This window comes from Streptococcus agalactiae, from assembly GCF_949788565.1.
Lineage (GTDB): Bacteria > Bacillota > Bacilli > Lactobacillales > Streptococcaceae > Streptococcus > Streptococcus agalactiae.
Genome location: NZ_OX460931.1, coordinates 1,748,828 through 1,771,703 on the forward strand (window position 1 = coordinate 1,748,828; position 22,876 = coordinate 1,771,703).

The 22,876-nt window shown below is 35.9% G+C and carries 20 protein-coding genes and 1 tRNA gene; 8 read left to right on the forward strand and 13 right to left on the reverse strand.

Features of this window, described 5'->3' with window-relative positions:
* Positions 1-70: 70 nt before the first annotated feature.
* Positions 71-2,518, reverse strand: a complete 2,448-nt coding sequence (locus QOR44_RS08905; RefSeq protein WP_000020288.1) for an ATP-dependent Clp protease ATP-binding subunit — start codon at positions 2,516-2,518, stop codon at positions 71-73.
* On the reverse strand, positions 2,515-2,979 hold the full coding sequence (locus tag QOR44_RS08910; RefSeq protein ID WP_000985641.1) for a CtsR family transcriptional regulator: 465 nt from the start codon (positions 2,977-2,979) through the stop codon (positions 2,515-2,517). The genes QOR44_RS08905 and QOR44_RS08910 overlap by 4 nt, the downstream gene beginning before the upstream one ends.
* A gap of 172 nt (positions 2,980-3,151) precedes the next feature.
* Between QOR44_RS08910 and QOR44_RS08915 the strand changes: the two genes are divergently transcribed.
* The gene (locus QOR44_RS08915; protein WP_001106578.1) at positions 3,152-3,613 is read left to right on the forward strand and encodes a COG2426 family protein; all 462 of its coding nucleotides are present in this window, start codon (positions 3,152-3,154) and stop codon (positions 3,611-3,613) included.
* Between the two features lie 159 nt (positions 3,614-3,772).
* Here QOR44_RS08915 and tsf read toward each other — a convergent pair whose 3' ends face one another.
* On the reverse strand, positions 3,773-4,813 hold the full coding sequence (tsf, locus tag QOR44_RS08920; protein ID WP_000808080.1) for a translation elongation factor Ts: 1,041 nt from the start codon (positions 4,811-4,813) through the stop codon (positions 3,773-3,775).
* Between the two features lie 93 nt (positions 4,814-4,906).
* Positions 4,907-5,677 carry a 30S ribosomal protein S2 gene (gene rpsB / locus QOR44_RS08925; protein WP_000268452.1) on the reverse strand — a complete coding sequence of 257 codons (771 nt, stop codon included), beginning with the start codon at positions 5,675-5,677 and terminating at the stop codon, positions 4,907-4,909.
* 276 nt (positions 5,678-5,953) lie between these two features.
* Between rpsB and ahpC the strand changes: the two genes are divergently transcribed.
* The 3 genes from ahpC (at position 5,954) to QOR44_RS08940 (ending at position 8,269) form a co-directional block, all read left to right on the forward strand.
* Positions 5,954-6,514: an alkyl hydroperoxide reductase subunit C gene (gene ahpC / locus QOR44_RS08930; protein WP_000060538.1), complete on the forward strand. Its 561-nt coding sequence runs from the start codon at positions 5,954-5,956 to the stop codon at positions 6,512-6,514.
* Positions 6,515-6,531: 17 nt separating this feature from the next.
* Positions 6,532-8,064 carry an alkyl hydroperoxide reductase subunit F gene (ahpF, locus tag QOR44_RS08935; protein WP_000242130.1) on the forward strand — a complete coding sequence of 511 codons (1,533 nt, stop codon included), beginning with the start codon at positions 6,532-6,534 and terminating at the stop codon, positions 8,062-8,064.
* 134 nt (positions 8,065-8,198) lie between these two features.
* Positions 8,199-8,269 (forward strand) — tRNA-Cys (locus QOR44_RS08940).
* 71 nt (positions 8,270-8,340) lie between these two features.
* Here QOR44_RS08940 and QOR44_RS08945 read toward each other — a convergent pair.
* Positions 8,341-10,410, reverse strand: coding sequence for a cation:proton antiporter (locus tag QOR44_RS08945; RefSeq protein WP_000393094.1), 2,070 nt, complete (start codon positions 10,408-10,410; stop codon positions 8,341-8,343).
* Between the two features lies 1 nt (position 10,411).
* Positions 10,412-10,648 carry a hypothetical protein gene (locus tag QOR44_RS08950; RefSeq protein ID WP_000080855.1) on the reverse strand — a complete coding sequence of 79 codons (237 nt, stop codon included), beginning with the start codon at positions 10,646-10,648 and terminating at the stop codon, positions 10,412-10,414.
* 166 nt (positions 10,649-10,814) lie between these two features.
* Between QOR44_RS08950 and QOR44_RS08955 the strand changes: the two genes are divergently transcribed.
* Positions 10,815-11,768, forward strand: coding sequence for a S66 family peptidase (locus QOR44_RS08955; protein WP_000737078.1), 954 nt, complete (start codon positions 10,815-10,817; stop codon positions 11,766-11,768).
* Positions 11,769-11,817: 49 nt separating this feature from the next.
* On the opposite strand, the gene QOR44_RS08960 is transcribed toward QOR44_RS08955, so the two are convergent.
* On the reverse strand, positions 11,818-13,713 hold the full coding sequence (locus QOR44_RS08960) for a M13 family metallopeptidase (protein ID WP_000599041.1): 1,896 nt from the start codon (positions 13,711-13,713) through the stop codon (positions 11,818-11,820).
* A gap of 147 nt (positions 13,714-13,860) precedes the next feature.
* On the opposite strand from QOR44_RS08960, the gene QOR44_RS08965 reads away from it, so the two are divergent.
* The gene (locus tag QOR44_RS08965; protein WP_000566094.1) at positions 13,861-14,844 is read left to right on the forward strand and encodes a Gfo/Idh/MocA family protein; all 984 of its coding nucleotides are present in this window, start codon (positions 13,861-13,863) and stop codon (positions 14,842-14,844) included.
* Positions 14,845-14,889: 45 nt separating this feature from the next.
* Here QOR44_RS08965 and QOR44_RS08970 read toward each other — a convergent pair whose 3' ends face one another.
* Entirely contained in the window at positions 14,890-16,053 is a 1,164-nt protein-coding gene (locus QOR44_RS08970; protein ID WP_000689140.1) for an MFS transporter, read from the reverse strand.
* 111 nt (positions 16,054-16,164) lie between these two features.
* Here QOR44_RS08970 and QOR44_RS08975 point away from each other — a divergent pair, with 111 nt between their 5' ends.
* Positions 16,165-16,809, forward strand: coding sequence for a cyclic nucleotide-binding domain-containing protein (locus QOR44_RS08975; protein WP_000350695.1), 645 nt, complete (start codon positions 16,165-16,167; stop codon positions 16,807-16,809).
* A gap of 65 nt (positions 16,810-16,874) precedes the next feature.
* Positions 16,875-17,489: a peptide deformylase gene (gene def / locus QOR44_RS08980; RefSeq protein ID WP_001272875.1), complete on the forward strand. Its 615-nt coding sequence runs from the start codon at positions 16,875-16,877 to the stop codon at positions 17,487-17,489.
* A 69-nt stretch (positions 17,490-17,558) separates the two neighbouring features.
* Here def and QOR44_RS08985 read toward each other — a convergent pair whose 3' ends face one another.
* The 5 genes from QOR44_RS08985 to QOR44_RS09005 form a co-directional block, all read right to left on the reverse strand.
* Positions 17,559-18,560, reverse strand: a complete 1,002-nt coding sequence (locus tag QOR44_RS08985) for a LacI family DNA-binding transcriptional regulator (RefSeq protein WP_000038817.1) — start codon at positions 18,558-18,560, stop codon at positions 17,559-17,561.
* Between the two features lie 79 nt (positions 18,561-18,639).
* A complete protein-coding gene (locus QOR44_RS08990; RefSeq protein WP_000654960.1) occupies positions 18,640-20,544 on the reverse strand; it encodes a heparinase II/III domain-containing protein in 1,905 nt (634 codons plus the stop codon).
* Positions 20,545-20,623: 79 nt separating this feature from the next.
* Positions 20,624-21,439 (reverse strand): PTS system mannose/fructose/sorbose family transporter subunit IID, encoded by an 816-nt coding sequence (locus QOR44_RS08995; RefSeq protein ID WP_283572696.1) that lies wholly within the window; start codon positions 21,437-21,439, stop codon positions 20,624-20,626.
* The gene (locus QOR44_RS09000) at positions 21,432-22,292 is read right to left on the reverse strand and encodes a PTS mannose/fructose/sorbose/N-acetylgalactosamine transporter subunit IIC (RefSeq protein ID WP_283572697.1); all 861 of its coding nucleotides are present in this window, start codon (positions 22,290-22,292) and stop codon (positions 21,432-21,434) included. The genes QOR44_RS08995 and QOR44_RS09000 overlap by 8 nt, the downstream gene beginning before the upstream one ends.
* Positions 22,293-22,327: 35 nt before the next feature.
* Positions 22,328-22,822 (reverse strand): PTS sugar transporter subunit IIB, encoded by a 495-nt coding sequence (locus QOR44_RS09005; protein WP_000718803.1) that lies wholly within the window; start codon positions 22,820-22,822, stop codon positions 22,328-22,330.
* Positions 22,823-22,876 lie beyond the last annotated feature (54 nt).

The window sequence follows — 22,876 nt, forward strand, 5'->3', positions numbered from 1 at the left end:
AAATGTCCAAAATATTTTGGACGTTTTCTTTTTATATTAAAATTCCAGTACCCATCGGTACTGGAATGTTTTATGATTTTGCAATATCAAATTTCAATTTGCCTTTGGATACGCCAATCTTAATTACTTGCCCCTCTTTCACTTGATTTGCCAATAGTAGTTCTGATAAATGATCCTCTACTTGCGTTTGAATAGTTCTACGCAGTGGACGAGCACCCATTTCTATATCATAGCCATCCTCTGCCAAGTGTTTCAAGGCTGAAGGCTGGAATTTCAGATCCATACCTTTATCTTTAAGCGCTAAAATTAAAGGTTTAACCATAATTTTCACAACTTCACGCATATTATCTTGACTGAGACTATGGAATACAACTTTCTCATCAATACGATTGATAAACTCCGGTCGATAAGCTTTTTTAAGCTCCTCCATAATACGTTTTTGCATAGCAGTATAATCATGGCTGATATCCTTAGCTCCAAAACCAACTGTTTTATCGTCACGTAATGCAGTTGCTCCTAAATTAGAAGTCATAATGATTATAGTATTTGAAAAGTCAACTTTTCGTCCTCGACTATCTGTTAAAACGCCATCATCAAGCACTTGTAATAATACATTAAAAATATCTGGATGAGCTTTTTCAACTTCATCAAAAAGTAAAACTGAATATGGTTTATTGCGTACTTTTTCAGTCAACTCTCCTCCTTCATCATAACCAACATAACCTGGAGGTGCCCCATTCAGGCGAGAAGCTGCGAATTTTTCCATATATTCCGACATATCAAAACGAATTAGGGCTGATTCATCATCAAACAACACTTCTGCCAAGGCTTTTGCTAACTCTGTCTTACCAACACCAGTTGGTCCCAAGAACATAAAGGAACCAATAGGACGCTTACCAGTACGAATGCCAGATTGATTGCGACGGATAGCACGACTAATGGCAGTAACTGCATCATCTTGACCGATAACACGTTTATGCAATTCTTTTTCTAAATTGAGGTATTTTTTACTATCAGCTTGTGTCAATTTTTCAACAGGAATACCAGATAGACGACTGAGAGTTGCCATAATATGATCTTCTGTTACGGCAATAGGCTTACGCTTTTTACCCTTATGACTTGCTTTTAGAGCTTTAGAAGCAGATTTCATATCATCATCTAAAATAGCTTGGTCAACTTCTGTTAAAAGCGAAGGAGCATTTTTCTTAATCATCATTTGCACAGTGGCAGAAGCTTCATCAAGTAAGTCTATAGCTGAGTCTGGTAAATTCTTACTTGTCAAATAACGATGAGCCACTTTTACAGCAGTCATAACTGCTTCATCTGAAATAGTAACATTATGAAAGGCTTCATACGCTGGCTTCAATCCAAGTAGAATTTCATATGCGTCTTCAAGATTTGGTTCTTCTACTAAAACTTTTGCAAAGCGACGGGATAAAGCAGCATCTTTTTCAATATGCTTTTGATATTCCTCTTGAGTTGTTGCTCCAACAGTGCGTAAAGTGCCTCGAGCCAAAGCTGGTTTTAAAATATTAGCAGCATCAAGTGTGCTATCAATACCAGAGCCAGAACCCATAATAGTATGCAGTTCATCAATGAAAAGAATAATATGACCGTCTTCTTCAATATCTGCAATGATTTGATTCATACGTTCCTCAAAATCACCACGAAAACGAGTTCCAGCAACAACGCTCATCATATCTAACTCTAGAACACGCATATCTCTAAGCTCATAAGGAATATTTCCATTAGCAATACGTTGTGCTAGACCGTACGCCAAAGCTGTTTTACCGACACCCGCATCTCCAACTAAGACAGGATTATTCTTTGTTTTACGACTTAAGACTTGGACCATACGTGAAATTTCTTTATCACGCCCAATAACAGGTTCAATTTCCCCATCAACCGCCATCTGTGATAAATCACGTGTGAAATCAGCTAAATCACCAGCAGTACTTGGTGGTTTCATCATATCAGAAAAAGAAGCACCCGACTTTGCTTTTTTAGGATTACGTAATTCATAAATTGCTTTGATATCATCTTTTGTAAAACCGGCATGACGTTCTAGAGCCTTACGTAAATCAACCATACGAACTGATTCACCATCGTCTTGACCTCTAAAGCCAACTAATTCTAAGATACGTGTGGCTAATAAATCTTTATTAACCAACATAGCAAGCAAGACATGTTCAGTACCCACATCTTCAGCTCCTACTACGATACTAATATTTTCTGCTAACTTTAAGATCTTTTTCAAAGCTGGTGATTGCTCTAAAAATTGATAATTGGTAATCTCTTCTTTCGGTGCTCTACCTAAAGCTAAAATTGTTGCTGCTTCGTACTCTTCAATTGCAACTTCAGACTCATATTCAGCAAATGTCAAACCAGCTACTGAATCATGAACTAAAACCATTGCTAAAAGAAGATGCCAGCTTTCTAAATAGTGACTTTCATAGCGTGCTGCTTGAAATTGCGCCAATCTGAATACTTCTTGTAATTTTATGGAATAATGACTCATAAATGGAATCCTTTTCTATCTAATCGTTGTAATAATTTACGGAGCATACGAGCTCTAATAACAGAGGCTTGCTCTCCTAAGACGTCATCACCTGATGTCGCCAGAATCAAATTTCCTTCACGTTCTGTAATTATCTCTTCATCGAATAATAATTGAATCAAATCATCAAAGACTTGTTCACTGATACGCTCGCCAATCGTTGATAACATATTTCCAAATAATTGGTGTTGATCAGAAAAATGAACCTTAGCAATGCGGATGTAACCTCCACCACCTCGTTTACTCTCAACCACATAACCACGGCTTTCAGTAAACCGTGTCTTAATGACATAGTTAATCTGACTAGGAACAACTTGAAAAGTATCAGCTAAATTGGAACGCTTTATTTCAGCAATTCCTGATTGTTCTAATAATGATTTTATATATTCTTCAATATTATCGGAAGTATTTTTTATGGCCACAAATTCACTCCTTCCTCTTTGACTATAACTGACTATTATTATATCAAATTTTTAAAAGATACGGAAATGAAATCTATCTAAGGATAGTAAAACTAGAATGACCGCGGATTTTAGTTGTCATTACTAGCAAGATAAGATAAAATGGAATAATACCATAGAAAGGTTTTATTTAATGAATTACATTATTACATTTTTGATTTCAATGATTCCCTTAGTGGAACTACGAGGAGCTGTGCCATTTGCAATCGCTAATGGAATACCTTTGTGGGAAGCGCTAGCTATCGGTGTTGTTGGAAACATGCTACCTGTACCTATCATCTTCTTCTTTGCTCGCAAAGTTCTAGAATGGGGAGCAGATAAACCTTATACTGGTAAGTTTTTCACATGGTGCCTTAAAAAAGGACATAGCGGTGGTCAAAAACTTGAAAAAGTAGCTGGAGAAAAAGGATTGTTTATTGCCTTGCTATTGTTTGTAGGCATTCCCTTACCCGGAACAGGAGCATGGACTGGCACACTTGCAGCTAGCCTCCTAGATTGGGAATTTAAACATAGTGTTATTGCTGTTATGCTAGGTGTTATACTAGCTGGATGCATCATGGGAACATTATCCATTATCGGCTTCAACCTATTCTAGAAAAGTTAAGGTGAGATGACTGTCTCTCCTTTTTTAATATTTGCCAATCCACCAATTCGATACCAAAATAAGACACTTGACTTAAGCCAAGTGTCTTATTTTAAAATATATTTACTGACAACATTTTGCTGCCAAATTATAATATAAAGCGAGTGTTAATTATTTTTCAAGTGCTGCTGCCATTGTAGCTGCAACTTCTGCTTCAAAGTCGTTAGAAGCTTTCTCAATACCTTCTCCAACTTCAAAACGTACGAAAGCAACTGCTTTAGCATTTACTGACTCAAGATAAGCTTCAACTGTTTTGCTATCATCCATGATGTAAACTTGAGCAAGGAGTGTGTACTCTTGGTCAACTTTAGTGTTGTCAAGCATGAAACGATCCATTTTACCTGGAACGATTTTATCCCAGATTTTTTCTGGTTTACCTTCTGCAGCTAATTCTGCTTTGATGTCTTCTTCTGCTTGGGCAATAACTTCATCAGTCAATTGAGCTTTTGATCCATATTTAAGGAATGGAAGAGCTGGTTTGTTAACCATAGCACGACTCTCGTTGTCTTGCTCAATTTTGTGGTTCAACTGAGCTAATTCATCATGAACAAATTGTGCATCAAGTTCAGTATATGAAAGAACAGTTGGCTTCATAGCTGCAACGTGCATTGATACTTGTTTAGCAAGTGCATCGTCGCCACCTTCAACAACAGTAATTACTCCGATACGTCCACCATTATGTTGGTATGCACCAAAATGTTGCTCATCAGTTTTTTCAACTAAAGCGAAGCGACGGAATGAAATTTTTTCACCAATTGTAGCAGTTGCAGTTACAAATGCTTGTTCTAAAGTTTCACCTGAAGGCATTGTTAAAGCAAGTGCTTCTTCATTGTTTGAAGGACGTCCTTCTGCAATAACTTTAGCAGTTTCATTAACTAATGTTACAAATTGGTCGTTTTTAGCAACAAAGTCAGTCTCAGCGTTAACTTCAATAACTGCTGCAACGTTACCATCAACATAAACACCTGTTAAACCTTCAGCAGCAACACGGTCTGCTTTTTTAGCTGCTTTAGCCATACCTTTTTCGCGAAGTAATTCAATCGCTTTATCAAGGTCACCATCAGTTTCTACTAATGCTTTTTTAGCGTCCATAACGCCTGCACCTGATTTTTCACGCAATTCTTTTACAAGTTTAGCTGTGATTTCTGCCATTTTCGTTCTCCTCTTAATTTCAAATAATGATTAAAAAAACGAGACAGAGCGGTTTGCATCTGCCCCGTTTTAGGATTTACAATAAATTAAATGTTAGTCGTTGTTTGATCCTTCAACTACTTCAACGATTTCTTCAATTGAATCTGCTTGTGCTTCTTGAGCGAAGTCAATGTCAGCATCTTCACCTTGACGACCTTCAATAACTGCATCAGCTAATTTAGAAGTAATTAATTTAACGGCGCGAATAGCGTCATCGTTTGCTGGGATGATAACATCGATATCATCTGGATCAGCGTTAGTGTCAACCATAGCTACAACTGGAATACCAAGTTTTTTAGCTTCTTTAACAGCGATTTGCTCTTTATGTGGGTCAACAACATACATTACATCTGGGATGCGTGGCATATCTTCGATACCACCCAAGAATTTTTCAAGACGTGCACGTTGTTTGTTTAACAATGCAACTTCTTTCTTAGGAAGAAGTTCAAAAGTTCCTTCTTCTTCCATACGTTTGATTTCTTTCAAACGAGCAATACGTTTTTGGATAGTTCCCCAGTTAGTAAGAGTTCCACCTAACCAACGGTGGTTAATGAAGTATTGACCAGCACGTTTAGCTTCTTCAGCAACAGCTTCAGCTGCTTGTTTCTTAGTACCAACAAACAAGATAACTGCATCGTTTGCTGCAGCATCACGAACAAATTCGTAAGCTTGGTCAGCTAATTTTACAGTTTGTTGAAGGTCGATAACGTGGATACCATTACGTTCTGTGAAGATGTACTTAGCCATCTTAGGGTTCCAGCGACGAGTTTGGTGACCAAAGTGAACACCAGCCTCAAGAAGTTGTTTCATTGAAATTACTGCCATGAGTAAGTTCTCCTTTAAAAATGTTTTTTCCTCTCTCAGACTTCGACTTGCAGCCTAACCTTTCGGCAACAAGACCACAATTGATCTAAGATGAGTATTTGTCACTTTAAGCAACTATAATAGTTTATCAAAAAAAGTTAGATTTGACAAGCTATAAAATCTTCTACTCTATTAGAAAAATCATACTTTTCTTAGAAAAATGTAAACGTTTTTATTGGAGATTTAAAAGTATTTCGTTTATAATTAGGCTATTAAAAAATAAAGGAGGACATTATTATGTCATTAGTCGGAAAAGAAATTATTGAATTTTCAGCTCAAGCTTATCACGATGGAAAATTCATCACTGTTACAAATGAAGACGTTAAAGGAAAATGGGCAGTTTTTTGTTTCTACCCAGCAGACTTTTCATTTGTTTGCCCAACTGAACTTGGTGACCTTCAAGAGCAATATGAAACACTTAAATCTCTTGATGTAGAAGTTTATTCTGTCTCTACTGATACTCATTTTGTTCATAAAGCATGGCATGATGACTCAGATGTCGTTGGTACTATCACATATCCTATGATTGGTGACCCTTCACACCTTATTTCACAAGGTTTTGATGTCCTTGGTCAAGACGGTCTAGCACAACGTGGTACATTTATCATTGATCCAGACGGTGTCATCCAAATGATGGAAATTAATGCTGATGGCATCGGACGTGATGCAAGTACTCTCATTGATAAAGTCCGTGCTGCTCAATACATCCGCCAACATCCAGGTGAAGTTTGTCCAGCTAAATGGAAAGAAGGAGCTGAAACTTTAACTCCTAGTTTAGACCTTGTAGGTAAAATTTAATAACCAGGAGGTAATCCATGGTCTTAGATAAAGAAATCAAGGCTCAATTAGCGCAATATTTAGATTTGCTAGAATCTGATATTGTATTACAAGCTGATTTAGGAGATAACGATAATTCTCAAAAAGTAAAGGATTTTCTAGATGAAATTGTCGCTATGTCTGATCGTATCAGCCTTGAATCAACACATTTAAAACGTCAACCTAGTTTTGGGATTGCAAAAAAAGGGCAAGAAAGTCGCGTTATTTTTTCAGGCTTGCCAATGGGGCATGAATTCACATCTTTCATTTTAGCTTTGTTGCAAGTCTCTGGTCGCGCACCAAAAGTTGATGAAGATATTATCAAACGAATTAAGGGGATTGAGAAAACTATCAATCTAGAAACTTATGTTTCATTAACTTGCCATAATTGTCCAGATGTCGTTCAAGCCTTTAATATAATGGCTGTTTTGAATCCAAATATCACTCATACTATGATTGAAGGAGGCATGTATCAAGACGAAGTCAAATCAAAAGGTATCATGTCTGTTCCTACTGTTTATAAGGACCAAGAAGAATTTACTTCTGGTCGTGCTACAATTGAACAGCTTTTAGAACAACTAGATGGACCTCTTGATGCTGAAGCATTTGCTGACAAAGGTGTCTATGATGTTCTAGTTATTGGTGGTGGTCCTGCAGGTAATAGTGCTGCAATTTATGCCGCCCGTAAAGGGTTAAAAACAGGTATTTTAGCAGAAACTTTTGGTGGACAAGTTATCGAAACAGTTGGTATTGAGAACATGATTGGTACACTGTACACAGAAGGCCCTAAATTGATGGCTCAAATTGAAGAGCATACCAAATCTTACGATATTGATATTATCAAGAGTCAATTAGCAACTGGCATTGAGAAAAAAGAATTAGTTGAGGTCACACTGGCTAACGGAGCTATTTTACAAGCTAAAACTGCTATCCTAGCTCTGGGTGCTAAGTGGCGAAATATCAACGTTCCTGGCGAGGAAGAATTCCGCAATAAAGGTGTTACTTACTGTCCACATTGTGATGGCCCTCTTTTCGAAGGAAAAGATGTTGCTGTTATAGGTGGTGGTAATTCAGGTATGGAAGCTGCTTTAGATCTAGCCGGTGTCACTAAACATGTTACAGTCCTAGAATTCTTACCTGAGCTCAAAGCAGACCAAGTACTGCAAGAACGAGCAGCTAAAACTGACAATTTAACTATTCTTAAGAATGTTGCTACTAAAGATATCGTTGGTGAAGATCATGTCACTGGTTTAAACTATACCGATCGTGATAAAAACGAAGAAAAACACATTGATTTAGAAGGTGTTTTTGTACAAATTGGTCTTGTACCAAGTACTTCTTGGCTCAAGGATAGCGGCATTGAACTCAATGAACGTCAAGAAATTGTCGTTGATAAATTTGGCTCAACAAATATCCCTGGTATTTTTGCTGCAGGTGACTGTACAGATGCTGCCTACAAGCAAATCATTATTTCCATGGGGTCTGGTGCCACAGCTGCCATTGGCGCATTTGATTATTTAATCAGACAATAATCTAAAAGAGATTGATACAATAGGTATCAATCTCTTTTTTTGGGTAATATGAGGAAGTTTAAGAGCTAAAATTGGCTATTTTACGAAAGAGGCTTGACGAATCTTTTTTTTTTCGATAGAATATTATCTGTTATGGCGGTATAGCCAAGTGGTAAGGCACGGCTCTGCAAAAGCTTGATCGTCGGTTCAAATCCGTCTACCGCCTTAAATATAAAAGATTTTATCCAAAGATAACAAAAAATCAACGATTGTTCGTTGATTTTTTTGTTATCAGAATTATTTTTTTAAATCCAATAATTGATAAGGTATAGAAGATTGACTATCTCTTAATGAATAGCTTTCTAATTCATTGACATTATCCCTTAAAATTTGAGACTCTTTAGAACTAATTAAACCGTCCCTTTCAAATTCAGAGATTGTTCTGCGTTCCAAGTAATATCCTCTTAGAGTTTCATTTAAAATATCTGGCGTTATGCGTGCAATGACACGTTCTACAAATAAACCTGATTTAATTAATTCTGCGTCTCGAATGCGTTCATTTTGTAAGAAATCTATCAAAGTTGCATTATAATAACCTTCCATATCTTCTAGCGTTTCTAAAATGAGCTCATTATTTGATAAGTACAAATCTGTTAAGTGCTGACGATTGACTTCTGCTAACAACCGTTTCCTATTTTTGAAATGTTTTTTCCGATTTCGTATTCCTTGTCCAAATGTTAAAAACTCATGAACAATACCACGAATAACACGCATAAGAATCGTTAAACTATAAGTGATATTTGACACAAAGCTACGATTAACTTGACGTTCTAAGTATTTTAAATAACGCTGGTAAATACGATATTCTTTGATAGAAATATTGCTATAACGATAAGCAGCTTCAAGCCCGTCGCTTTCTATACTAAGCATCATCAGTTGCAATTCAGCTAAGTCCTTCTTAATGTCACTAGATTCTTGTTCTAAAATGAGATGACGAATACGGCTATTGTAATTATCTATAACTGCATAAAATGAAGCTTGATTTTCAGAACTCTTACCGTCTTCTTCTAAGACAGATAATACTTTTGTTAAAATTGATAGACGTATTAAATAATCATCTTTCACCTGTAAGGGAGGCGCTAACTTTGGTAATACTAAAAGTCCCGTTAAAAAACTCATTAGCGTTACTGCACCAACAGTGAAAAGAATCAAACTATACCCCAACTCTCCTATGACTGAGTGCTTGGGTAATAAGAGTATTGTTGCTATGGAAACACTTCCTTTAACTCCTGAAAAAGTCAACAGTTGAATCTCTCCCCAATACTTTTTAAATGATTTATGGTATTTGAAAGATCTCCAAGCATAAAAGCAAGAAACTGCTAGAAAGCGGACTAGAAAAAGTGTGCAAGTAACTAAAACAACAATACTAATAAGATCAAAATTACTATAAGCGTTACTTGTTAAAAGAGGACCAATGATACGTGTCAGTTCTCTTCCAAATATTAAGAAAACTAAACCATTTAAAATAAAATTTAAGGTTTCCCAAATAACAGAGGTAACGCGATCTACTTGAGCATCAAAGAGAGTCACTTTTTTCAAACGATTTGCTTGCATTACTCCTGCCACTACCACCGCAATAATAGCTGAAAATCCCAACAAATCAGCAACGAAATAAGCAACAAAAGGTAAGGTTAATTCCAAAAGTAGAGCCCCTGTAACATCAGCAGCATCAAATTTCTCTAGGACAGTGAGACATAACCTCATTAGAAAAGCAAAAAGCAAGCCAATTAAAAAACCACCCACTATGGCCAATGCTAACTTGAGACTAGCTTTTGCTAAGGAGAAATAACCTGTTACAAGGGCTGTTAAAGCAAACTGGAAGGAAACTAGACCACTAGCGTCATTTAAAAGACCTTCCAATTTGAGGATATTCTCTGCTCGTTTAGGAAATTGAAACCTCTTAGCAATCGATATAAAGGCAACGGCATCTGTTGGGCCTAAGGCTGCTCCAAGCGCAAAGCATGCCGCAAGTGGTAAACTAACTGGCAAAAGGTGCCCTGCTACATAACCAACGACAATAGCTGTTAAAAATACCGTTGGTAAGATTAAGTAAAGAATAATAGTCCGATACTTTATAAAACTACCAATATCACTTTCTTGACCTTCCCTAAAGTTCAAAGGAGCAATAACAAAGGCAAGGAATAACTCAGGATCGATATGGACTTGTGACTTATGAAAAACTAAGCCAGAGAGAATCCCAAAGACCAACTGGATAAATGGTAATGGTAATTTAGGAAATATCCTATTGATAACATTAGATAAAATCAAAAACAGGAGAAAGCTGACTATTAGAATAGTTTCTTCCATATTATTCCTCCTTCATAACATCTATCAATTCTTTCTTCAATTTCTCAATTTTATCATCGATTTTTTTAGTATCTTCTCTCTCCAATCGACAGCGACATCTTTCTTTTTCAAGTATTATTAATTTCTTCTTTTTCTTCTTTACTTTACTTAAGTGAACATTTGAAAATTCTTGATTTTTAGAAGAAAGGTATTTATCTTTTAGTCGATTCAATCGTTCTTCCAAAGATAATTGAGACATCATAACCTCCTATTTAATAACCAAATTATTAATAATAAGTATTTTTTCTTTCATCGGCTATCTCTAGTATAACACGCATTTCTTAAATTGATAGAATTTAAGAATATCGTTGCTCATTATCTCCATATGTGGTAGACTAACAACAATTTAAATAGGAGGTTAACCAATGAAAAAATTAACAAAAGGCAGCCACATTCGTGTTCTTAGTCCCTCTTCTTCCATTGAACGTCTGGATGGTTTTGAGGCTAACCTATTAGCCAAAGAAGTACTAGAAAAGCTGGGATTTCAAGTGTCATTCTCTAAGCACTATCTAGAAAATGATATCCTCTATTCTGCTTCGATTGCTAGCCGTGTAGAAGATTTACATGAAGCATTTGCCGACCCTTCTGTTGATGCCATATTAGCAACCATTGGCGGATTCAATTCCAACGAGCTTTTACCATATTTAGATTATGATTTAATCTCTAAGAATCCCAAAATAATTTGTGGTTACTCAGATTCAACGGCATTCCTTAATGCTATTTTTGCCAAAGCAAAAATTCAAACTTACATGGGCCCTGCTTATTCTTCTTTCAAAATGAAGGAAGGTCAACCTTACCAAACACAAGCTTGGCTTACTGCCATGACAGAAAACCACTATGAACTTTGGCCTAGTGAAGAATGGTCTAGTGATCCCTGGTATGATCCCAGCAAACCACGCCAATTTTTCCCAACAGAATGGAAAATTTATAATCACGGAAAAGCTTCCGGTACGATTATCGGAGGTAATCTCTCTACGTTTGGCCTACTTCAAGGTACTCCTTATGCACCGAAAATTGAACGCTATGTCCTCTTGATTGAAGAGGCTGAGGAAAGTAATTTTTATGAATTTGACCGCAACCTTGCTGCAATTTTACAAGCTTATCCTCATCCACAAGCTATTCTTATGGGGCGCTTTCCTAAAGAATGCGGCATGACTCCACAAGTCTTTGAATATATCCTTTCAAAACATGCTATTTTCAAGGAAATTCCTGTTATTTATGATATGGATTTTGCGCACACCCAACCTCTTTTGACAGTGACTATTGGAGCTGAGATAAGCGTTGACACTACTACATTATCTTTATCTATAAAAGAATAAAAAAATACTCCTGCTACTCATCTGAGTAACGGGAGTTTATCATTTAGAGTTACCAAATAATAACACGTTTTTCAACTGGACGCCACATGTTATCACCATCTTTAACATCAAACTCTTTATGGAATTCTTCAAAATTCGTTACTGTAATATTAGTTCGCCATTGTGCTGGGGCGTGAACATCTACACTAGCTAACATTTGCATATACTCATCACGTGCCTTCATACGCCAAATTGTCGCAAAGTTAATAAAGAAATCTCTCGCTGAAAAATCTGACTCACGCTGCGCAGCTTCTAAAGCACAAGCAACTCCACCTAAATCTGCAACATTTTCTGATACTGTTAGTTTACCATTGACTTTTGCGCCATAAGATTCTAGTCCATCAAACTGTTCAACTACTTTATCTGTAAGTTTTTTGAAAGCTTCAAAATCTTCATCAGTCCACCAATTATTCAAACTTCCATGTTCATCAAATGAAGCTCCATTAGTGTCAAAAGCGTGTGATATTTCATGTGCAATCACTGCACCAATTCCCCCATAATTTGCTGATGAACTTTGCTCTAAAGCATAAAATGGTGCTTGTAAAATGGCTGCTGGGAAGACAATTTGGTTTTGTTGTGGATCATAATACGCATTGACCATGTGGGCAGGCATATGCCATTCACTTCTATCAACTGGTTTATTCCATTTACTCCAACCATAGGCTATTGAAATTTTGTCTAAATTAGTAGCATTTTCGACAAGCGATAGTTTAGGATCAATGATTTTTTTAGTATAAGTCTCTGGTAGTTTCTCAGGGTATCCAATATGTGGTGTGATAACATTAAGTTTCACAATAGCTTTTTCTCGCGTTGACTGTGCAAGCCAATCCGCCTTTTCTAAGCGTGACTTATAGACATCAATCATCGTTGCAATCTTATGCTCAACATCAGCTTTAGCTTCTGGAGAGAATTTTTCCCCTGCATACCACAGACCTAGAGCTTGATTGTAAGGTCCTGAAGCAAGGTAGTAAGCTGCTTTTTTCTTATCCATTGCTTGTGGTGTGCCTGATAAAGCTCGACTGTAAACTCCCGATTTGATACGAATATCATCAGTTAAGTAAGCATTATAGGCATTCGCAGCTGATAAAATAAGATCTGCCTTTAATAATTCCCAATTAGATTCTGAGTAATAGTCAGATGCAAATTCTGTCCAGAAACGTTCTTCAGGAACAATAACTTTATCTGGTTTTTGTCCTAATATCTTTTGGAAAATCGCATCTAATGGAAGTTCAGGTGCTAATTTTGTGAAATCTTCCCAGTTATAAGGATGGTAAAGTTTAACATATTCCGAACTCTCTTCGCGAGATAAGACATATTGTGCCAATTTTGCATCCAATGCTAAAACCTTATCCAAGATATCTTTAATTTCCTGTTCTGAAAGACCAAACAAAGGCAGTAAGTCTTCTTGACTTTTACGCCAAAGAGCAAGGAGTTCCTTTCCTTTTTCATTATCTTCACTATAATAAGTTGTATCTGGTAAAATAATCCCAGGCGCTTCAGCCCAGAGTACATTCAATTGAGCATTCATAAAGTCAGGAGCCACACCAAATGGAAATTCATTTGGTTTACCTTCTAGTTCATATTCTGCAACTTTTGATGCAAACTCAGAGAAAGATTGTAGGCCTTTATATTCTTCAATTAATGGTAATACTGGTGATACTCCTACCTCTTCACGTTTTTGATAATCAGCTGTCATTTTATGAAAAGCAATAAAATGATTTAAAATCGTATCACTTGGTTTATTTTCATCAGCCAGCCACTTATCTGTCGTTGACAGCATTAATGCTTCAATGTCATCAGCAAGATCAGAAAAACCACCTGTCCTTGGTTTGTCATCAGGAATAACAGCTGTCTTAGCCCACTCCCCATTAACCGCTTGGTAAAAATCATCTTGATATTTTATCATTATTTTCTCCTTAATATCTCATATGTAATCTCTTACAGTCTAACAGAAAATTCAGAGTTTGACTATTAAAAATACTCTCATATTGGTGCTTTCTCTAAATATCATTTTGTTATTTTTGCTATACTATAAACCAACAAGGAGGTTGTTATGATTGACAAATATTATAATTGGGCAACGCTTGGAACCGGCGTTATTGCCAACGAATTAGCCCAAGCACTGGAAGCACGTGGACAAAAATTATATTCTGTAGCTAATAGAACTTACGACAAAGGACTTGAATTTGCTAACAAATATGGTATCCAAAAAGTTTATGATCACATAGATCAAGTATTTGAAGACCCTGAAGTGGATATCATTTATATCTCTACTCCCCACAATACTCACATCTCATTTTTACGAAAGGCTTTAGCAAATGGTAAGCACGTTCTTTGCGAAAAATCTATTACTTTAAACAGCACTGAACTTAAAGAAGCCATAGATTTAGCCGAAACTAACCATGTTGTCTTAGCTGAAGCCATGACTATTTTTCATATGCCAATTTACCGCCAATTAAAAACATTAGTTGATAGTGGAAAATTAGGACCGTTAAAAATGATTCAAATGAATTTCGGAAGTTATAAAGAATATGATATGACTAACCGTTTTTTCAGTCGTGACCTAGCAGGCGGTGCTTTGCTGGACATTGGTGTTTATGCACTTTCTTGTATTCGCTGGTTTATGTCAGAAGCACCTCACAACATTACCTCTCAAGTTACATTTGCACCAACAGGGGTTGATGAACAAGTTGGTATCCTACTAACCAATCCAGCAAATGAGATGGCGACTGTCAGCCTTAGTTTACATGCAAAACAACCTAAACGAGCAACTATCGCTTACGATAAAGGCTACATTGAACTTTTTGAATATCCGCGAGGACAAAAGGCAGTTATCACTTATACTGAGGATGGGCATCAAGATATTCTCGAAGCTGGCAAAACTGAAAATGCTCTCCAATATGAGGTAGCTGATATGGAAGAAGCCGTTTCAGGAAAAACTAACCACATGTACTTAAACTATACCAAAGACGTTATGGATATCATGACACAGCTACGTCAAGAATGGGGATTTACCTACCCAGAAGAAGAAAAATGAAGAGAGCTTGACAATGATTGTCAAGCCCTTTTTAGTTAATATACATTACATTTTCTTAAAAAATAGGCGTTTAAAGAAATAAATCATACCAACTGCTAAACTCAAAATAGCATAAACATAGAAAACTGCATTTATTTGTCCTAGTAAATGATCAAAACAAGACAGAAGAATAGCCGCACTAGCTCCACCAATATTACAAAATACTAAAACTAATGTCGTTGCAGAACCAACCAACGAATATTCAACACGGTCTGCTACTAGGCTAAATACAGCAGTGACCATCAGGCTGTAAAGGAAACCTGACGCCATCGCACTAATTGTTAGTACCATTAGATTAGAAGGCAATCCAACTCCAAGCAATGTTAAAGAAAATAAGACAAGGCAGATTGGAATTAATTGTTTATGAAACATAGCTATCAACTGACCAAAACTCATACCTGCTATTATTCCCATAAGCATCATCGCACTAAGAACAAGACTAGCTTGAGCTGGCGTACCCAAACCAAATTCTACTACTAGCAGAGGTATCCTAAGATTAATCCCAGTATTTATAGTTATGACAAATCCTGCTAAAATAGCTAAGGCGACAATATAAGTCAAATCAGCTTTAGGGATTTTTTGACCTTTAGTTTTAATCTTGTCATTTGTATCTTTCACCACTTTCTTAGGCGCAAAAACAAGATATAGAACTAAGATTGGTAAAGCTAAAAAATAAATCATAAATGATTTGGACCAACCAAAAGTCAACAACAGCCCAACTAAAGCTGTCAAACCAGCATTTCCTAAAACTTCAAAGGACCCCCTTAATCCTAAGAGTTTTCTTCTTTCTTTGCCTTGATAATATTCACTAATCACACTAATGGCCCTAGCATTAATAAAACCAATACCACTCCCCAATAAAAGACGCGATACAAATACTAAAAGGTAGCTCTGACTGACAACCGGCAATCCTCCCCCTAATGCTGTTAGCAATAGCCCAAAGATAATCATATGTTTCTCAGAAAGTTTTTTACTTAACCAAGGTGTGATAAGCAAGATGAAGATAATAGCCATTGAAGGAATTGAAAATAATAATTCAACTTGGGGTGATGGTAAGCCCTTATCTCTATAATAAGATATCATTTGTGGTAGGGCTGGTGATGTCGAAAAAGTTGATAGCAAGATAAGTGATAAAGAGAGTAAACTTAGCTTCTCCATAAAGATTTTCAAGTGACAATACCTCTTTCTGATGTCTTTTTTTAGATAAATAAAGTATAATCAATATTAAACTAGAAATATATGACATATGTCCTAAAACTATCTCAAATAGGGAGTCAATACATGGATATAGAAAACTACTGCCAAGACTACTGTTTGGAGACTATCTTTCCAAAACATTATTTCAAGGATTTACAAGTAATCACCCTAACTGCTGGCCAACCCGTATGTAAACAGGGAGAACAATTAGAATACTTGCACTACATCGTCAAGGGACGTTTTAAAATTGTACGTCGACTCTTTAATGGCAAAGAACATATTTTAGATATTAAAACAAAACCAACACTGATTGGTGATATTGAACTTTTGACTAATAGACAAATTGTATCATCTGTTATTGCCTTAGAGGATCTTACAGTCATTCAATTATCACTTAAAGGACGGAAAGAGAAACTGTTAACAGACGCAACTTTCCTCCTAAAACTTAGTCAAGAGCTAGCTCAGGCTTTTCATGATCAAAACATCAAAGCGTCTACTAATTTAGGGTATACCGTCAAAGAGTTACTTGCAAGTCATATTTTAGCAATTGAAGAACAAGGTTGCTTTCACCTTGAACTAAGTAGTTTAGCTGATTCGTTTGGCGTCAGTTATCGTCATTTATTAAGAGTTATCCATGATATGGTCAAAGAAGGCCTTATCCAAAAAGAAAAACCAAAATACTTTATCAAAAATCGTTTCGCACTAGAATCATTAAATATTCAGCCATGAAGCGTAGCTTTATCATTTAATTATTTTATGCTAAACTAAATCAGAGAATACAGTTAGGAGAAAATATGTCTGCTATTGATAAATTAGTAAAAGCTAGTCATTTAATTGACATGAATGACATTATCCGCGAAGGCAATCCAACCCTTCGCAAAGTGGCTGAAGAAGTCACATTCCCACTTTCTGAGAAAGAAGAAATTCTCGGAGAAAAAATGATGCAATTTTTAAAACACTCTCAAGATCCAATTATGGCTGAGAAGCTAGGCTTACGTGGTGGTGTTGGTTTAGCCGCACCACAATTAGACATCTCAAAACGCATCATTGCCGTCCTTGTTCCAAACGTTGAGGATGCTCAAGGAAATCCACCTAAAGAAGCTTATAGCCTCCAAGAAGTAATGTACAACCCTAAAGTTGTATCGCATTCTGTTCAAGATGCTGCTTTATCTGACGGGGAGGGATGCCTATCAGTAGATCGTGAAGTACCTGGCTATGTCGTCCGCCACGCGCGTGTAACTATTGAATATTTCGACAAAACTGGTGAAAAACATCGACTCAAATTAAAAGGTTACAACTCTATTGTTGTTCAACATGAAATTGACCACATTGATGGTATTATGTTTTACGACCGTATCAATGAGAAAAATCCTTTCGCTGTCAAAGAAGGCTTACTTATTTTAGAATAAGGACAAATAACCTAGAGATAATTTTCTCTAGGTTTTATTTTTTAATAGCAAATAAATAAGAAATCTTTTTTAAAAAGTCGACTCTTTCCAAAACATCTGGCAATCTACAATCTGTTGGTTATCGACGGAGTCATCTCCTTCAATACGATTAATCAAAATCTGTGCTACTTGTTCACCTTCTTCATAAGCCGGCTGGACAATTGTTGACACTTTAGGAGATGAAAAGTCTGTCCATTCAATATTGTCAAACCCAACTAAACCAACTCGTGGCATATCAAAATTGAGATTTTTCATGGCAGTAAAAACCATTGGTAAAGCCCAACAATTTGGTGCAAATACTAATGTCTCCTCCTTATCTGGAACTACCGCTTTTAGAAAGTCTTCTATATCACTTTTTGAATGATCATCATCTTCAATCACCAAAGTGTCATAACCGAAACCATTGTCCTTTAAAGCATCCATGAATCCCGAAGCTCTCTCAATACGTGTACTAAGCAAGCTCGTATCAGCAGTAATCATAATAAACTTTTTATACCCTCGATTTAGACACTCCTGTGTCATATCATAAACAGCATCATAGTTATTAGCCTTAACCCAACTCGTCTTATGTTCATAAAGTTGACTATCAAAAAATACCATTGGTTTCTTTTTTTCTTTTAAAATACGAGAATACTTTCGAAAATTTGATGTAGGCTGAATAATGAAACCATCAACACCTAAATTTAACATATTTTCAATATAATCTTCTTCACTTTTGGCATCGTAATTACTATTACCCACAATAATTTGATAGCCTTTTTGTTTGGTGATGTGCTCAATTCCTTTTACAATTTGATTTGAAAATGTGTTTGTTATATCTCCAATTAAGACACCTAGTAGTTTTGTTTTTTTAGAATTTAGACTTCTTGCTATCGTACTTGGTCTATAACCTGTTTCATCAATCACCTCTTGAATACGTTGCCTCGTCTCATCCGACATTTTTTCAAATTTTTGATTCAAGAAAAAAGAAACCGTTGTTTTGGAAGTTTTTGATAATTGAGCGATGTCATTAATGGTCATTTTTTTAGACATAACAAACCTCCTTTCTAATTTTACTGATTTTATTTTTTTATGGTTAATATAGTACTAGTATAGCATAATAATAGCCCTCTTAATTTTTTAAACGACTCATTTTGCCATTATTTTTATCATATACAATGACTTTTCCTTTGCATTTTATCCCTTGCATCAAATAGAGTTTATCCCCAAAGATAATATCATCCATATGCACTCCAATTAAATAATGAAAGTCTTGAGACCTAATATCAAATGCAATGCTATTACTTAGTTCCTTATGACTGTTCGTTTGCACTAAAGGAACACATTTCACCTGACAGTTCCGATCAACTATCAAGGTATAATCCATCACCTCATCAACAAATTTTATTTTCTTAACTAATTTATGACTTTCTGTCAATTGATTATACCGCTTAGAAATAAGGCAATCTTCTAGATTAAAGGTCGTAGGACTTACTAATTTCAAGTCGTTAACAAGCCCATTTTCATAAATGACCTGATCATCTAAAATATATTGATTTGTTAAAACATGCTCTCCTGGACAATTCACCTTATCAATAACTAAGGTAATGGCCTGCGGTAAAGTTAACAACCATCGCTTATGGTAATAGATATCAGAAGCTCTTTGGACATGTAGTTGTCCTTCGACTAAATGATACCTATCCTTTGAAGTCAGCTGACAATAGTCACATTTTGGATAAGAATTGTATGTCCAAGAGTCCTTGATCATTTCTAAGGATTGCCCATCAAGGGTACATGTTGAATGACTAGTCGAACGTTTAAAATCATACCTTAGTTGTTCTTCTTTGTAAGTATATCTTCCTGCATCAATGAAAATAGGTTTCTTTTTATCATAGAGACAAACACTATTATTATCACTATGAGTATGAGCGCTACCAAATGGACCGTTCTTAAAAAATATATAACGCCTATCATCACGTAAACACACATGACCAGAATCTGGAAAAAGATAAGCAGACTCACCTATTGTTGCACGCGGTATTTCTTCAAAAAGATAAATTGATGGCTTCCCAAACAAAAGTAAAGTTTCTAAATTAACATTATCAAAAGAAAATGATTTTGTTTTAGAAGATTTCAACACAAGTGTTGCCAAAGTTAGAATATCACGAGTATCGGTCACATCACTGTCCCCTATAGCTAGTTGACAATAATCCGGACCAGTCATAGCAATTAGATAGGTAACCATTTTTTCAATAGTTTCTTCTAATGGTAGATAATATTTAGGCGCAAGGATAACTAGTTCCATTAAGGACTTCAAGACTTCTACATGATACATAATTGATTGTTCATACTGGCTCCCGTCATCTAAAATTTGAAGCTTGATTTGAAGTAATAATTCTTCTTCAGCAAAACTCTGAATTTCAGGTAGGTTTAATTCATCTTCATAATAGTATAAACACGCCAATATTGCTGTTGTTTGTAAAATTCCCCAGTTACTTAGACTATCTTTTTCACGATAATAGTCCCTCATATAAGTTATCTGCTCCCGTAAACTAGTTAATAGTTTAATTTTTTTAGTTTCTGTTATTAATCCAAAATAATCTAAAAAAATCAAAACTTTGAGCCATGACATGCAACGTATCCCAGTATCAATAGTACGACTTACCGCCCCTTCTGGCTTTAGTGTAAATTGACAATCAATCCAATGGTACATAAAATATTTCATTTGTCTAAGATAAGACTTATCGCCTTCAACAATGTAGACCACCAGGAATTTAAAAAGATAAGTTTGACGATTTAGCATATACAACCATTCTGGATCATCTGTTACTGGATTATCCCACTCCAAAGGATCAAGACAATATGCTTTAGAACAAGGTTCCATATCCCAATTATCATTAAATACAAAAGTGTTCCTCATCATCAAATTAACAGAGGCTTTCATTTCTTGATAGGCATTAGATTGGTATGTTTTAATATACTTTTGACAAAATTCCCTATCAAAATCCTTGAATTTATTATATAAGCGATCTTTCATTTTTTTACAAAACGTCCTCGTCCGATATAAAAAGGACTATGTCATTGATATGTCATAATCCTTATTTATCAAAATTTTATTAAGCTAAAATACCTAACCAGCTACCAAGGATACCAATAATAACTGTAAGGATAACTAACTTATAAGTTGTCCATTTTTTATTTTTAATAAGGTAAAACATAAGGAAAGTGTAGAGTGCTGGAAGTAGAGCTGGTGCAATTTTATCAAGCATACCTTGGACAGTAACAATCTTTTGCGTTGTACTAGTTACTTTTTCTGGAGCAAAAGTGTAAGGGATTGTAAGCTTAACTTGTGTTGCAGCTAAACTTGAGATGACCGTTACACCAACGATATTAGCTGCTCGTGAGATAACTGACATTTGTTCACTCAATTTATCAATAAAACTGGTCCCAAGACGATAACCATACATGCCAGTAACTAATTTAATTCCCGTTAAAATAGTATTCATAGCCACAAAGAACAGAATCGGTCCCATCACCAAACCATCTGTCGCTAAAGAGGCGGCAATCGTTGAGAACAAGGGTGCTAAGCAAAATTGTGATAAAGAATCACCGATACCTGCAAGAGGACCCATAAGCGCCATCTTAATACCGCGAATTTCTTCTTCTGGCCGCTCATTATCAAGCATTGCTAAATGTAAACTAGTTACAAAAGGTAAGAAATGAGGGTTTGTATTGTAAAACTCCACATTTTCTTCTAGAGCTCCCGCTAAAGCTTTTTTGTCATCTCCATAATATTTTTTGAGAGCTGGATATATGACATTAGCATAACCAAGACCTTGATAGTTACTGTAATTAAAGCCATTTTGTAAATAAAAGGCACGTAAAGCTGTTTTAGTGTAATCACTTTTTGCTAATTTTTTAGATCTAGTCATCTTGGTTTTCTCCTTCTGTCTTAGTTTCTTTAGTAGGTGCAGCTGGTTTTCTGAAAATATCAAGCAAAGCAAATATTGTTGCAATTATAGCTACTCCGATAGTTGGAACCCCAAGCACACTGTTAGTAGTCACTGATGTTAAAACTCCGTCTCCATTTGCTGTTGGAGTTAGAACTGGCAAACCAAAATAAACAGCTAGAACATATCCAAGTAGGATATAAGGAATGAGTTCTTTTTTAGCCATTACAGAGAGAATCATCGCAAAACCAATTGCAGGAAGCATTTTCCCAGCTAAGGTTAGACCATTAAGCAAAACAGGGGGAATGAGAGCAAATAAATCTGTCAAAGTTTGCGTTGAAAGAGCACCCAGTACTCCTAAACCAAATCCCAATCCAGCGAATGCCCAAATTGTACCATTTGCTGCAATTTTAAATCCTCGGAAATTACCTGCTTGCAAAGCTTTTTTAGCTGTTTCAGGCGCACCTGCAAAAGCAGTATAAGTTGCTGTTTGAAGAAATTGAATACCAACTGCAATTGGGGTTGATAATGCAAGAGCAGCTTCCGGTGTGATTTTTCCTTTAGTTCCAGCTGTTGTAATAGCCATCAAAGTTCCAAAAATCCCAGGACCGATTGGGTTTGGAGGAACTGTCCCTCCCGCTCCCACACCAAATCCCATGTAAGCCAGTTCAGATATTGCTCCAACTGCCAAAGCTGTTTGAATATCTCCTAAAATAACACCAACGCCTAGAGAGAGAACGATACAACGATTTGTATAGAGGCCAAGCAACATGCCACTAAAACAGAAAGCCGTCCACAGTCCAATTAAGACAGCCTGAAGAATACTAATATCCATATTTTTCTCCTTTATATGATAGTAAGTTTGTCCAACTAAATATAATCTAAAATATTAACTTCCACAGCACCATCGTTACCTGTTGGAGTTGTTTTAGTATTAAATGCAATGTGATATTCTTGGTTTAATTTTCTAATTATCTCTTTATCCTTCACCCCTAAGAAGATAGAGCGACTTACCTGCTCTTTACCTTCTCCATTATGAATATTTCCAATATTAATCTCTTTAATTGGGACGCCCCCTGCTACAAGTCTATAGACATCTTTCAAATCTTTAACAATTATAAAAATCGTCTGTGCTGGGTTAGCCTTGTGAATAATATCAATGACTTTTTGAATATCAAAAAATCGCAATGCAATTGATTCTGGCACCACCGTCTTCATTAACGTTTGTTGAAGATGATCTTTGGAGACATCATCATTTGCCACAATAACAGTATTACAACTTAAAAATTTCACCCAAAGTTGTCCTTGTCCATGAATAAGACGCTCATCAACACGTGTCATTACAATATTTGGTCCTGCTGCCATTTCTGACCTCCTTGTTTTCTATTATTTATTGTTTATTTTGTTAGTAAAATACTC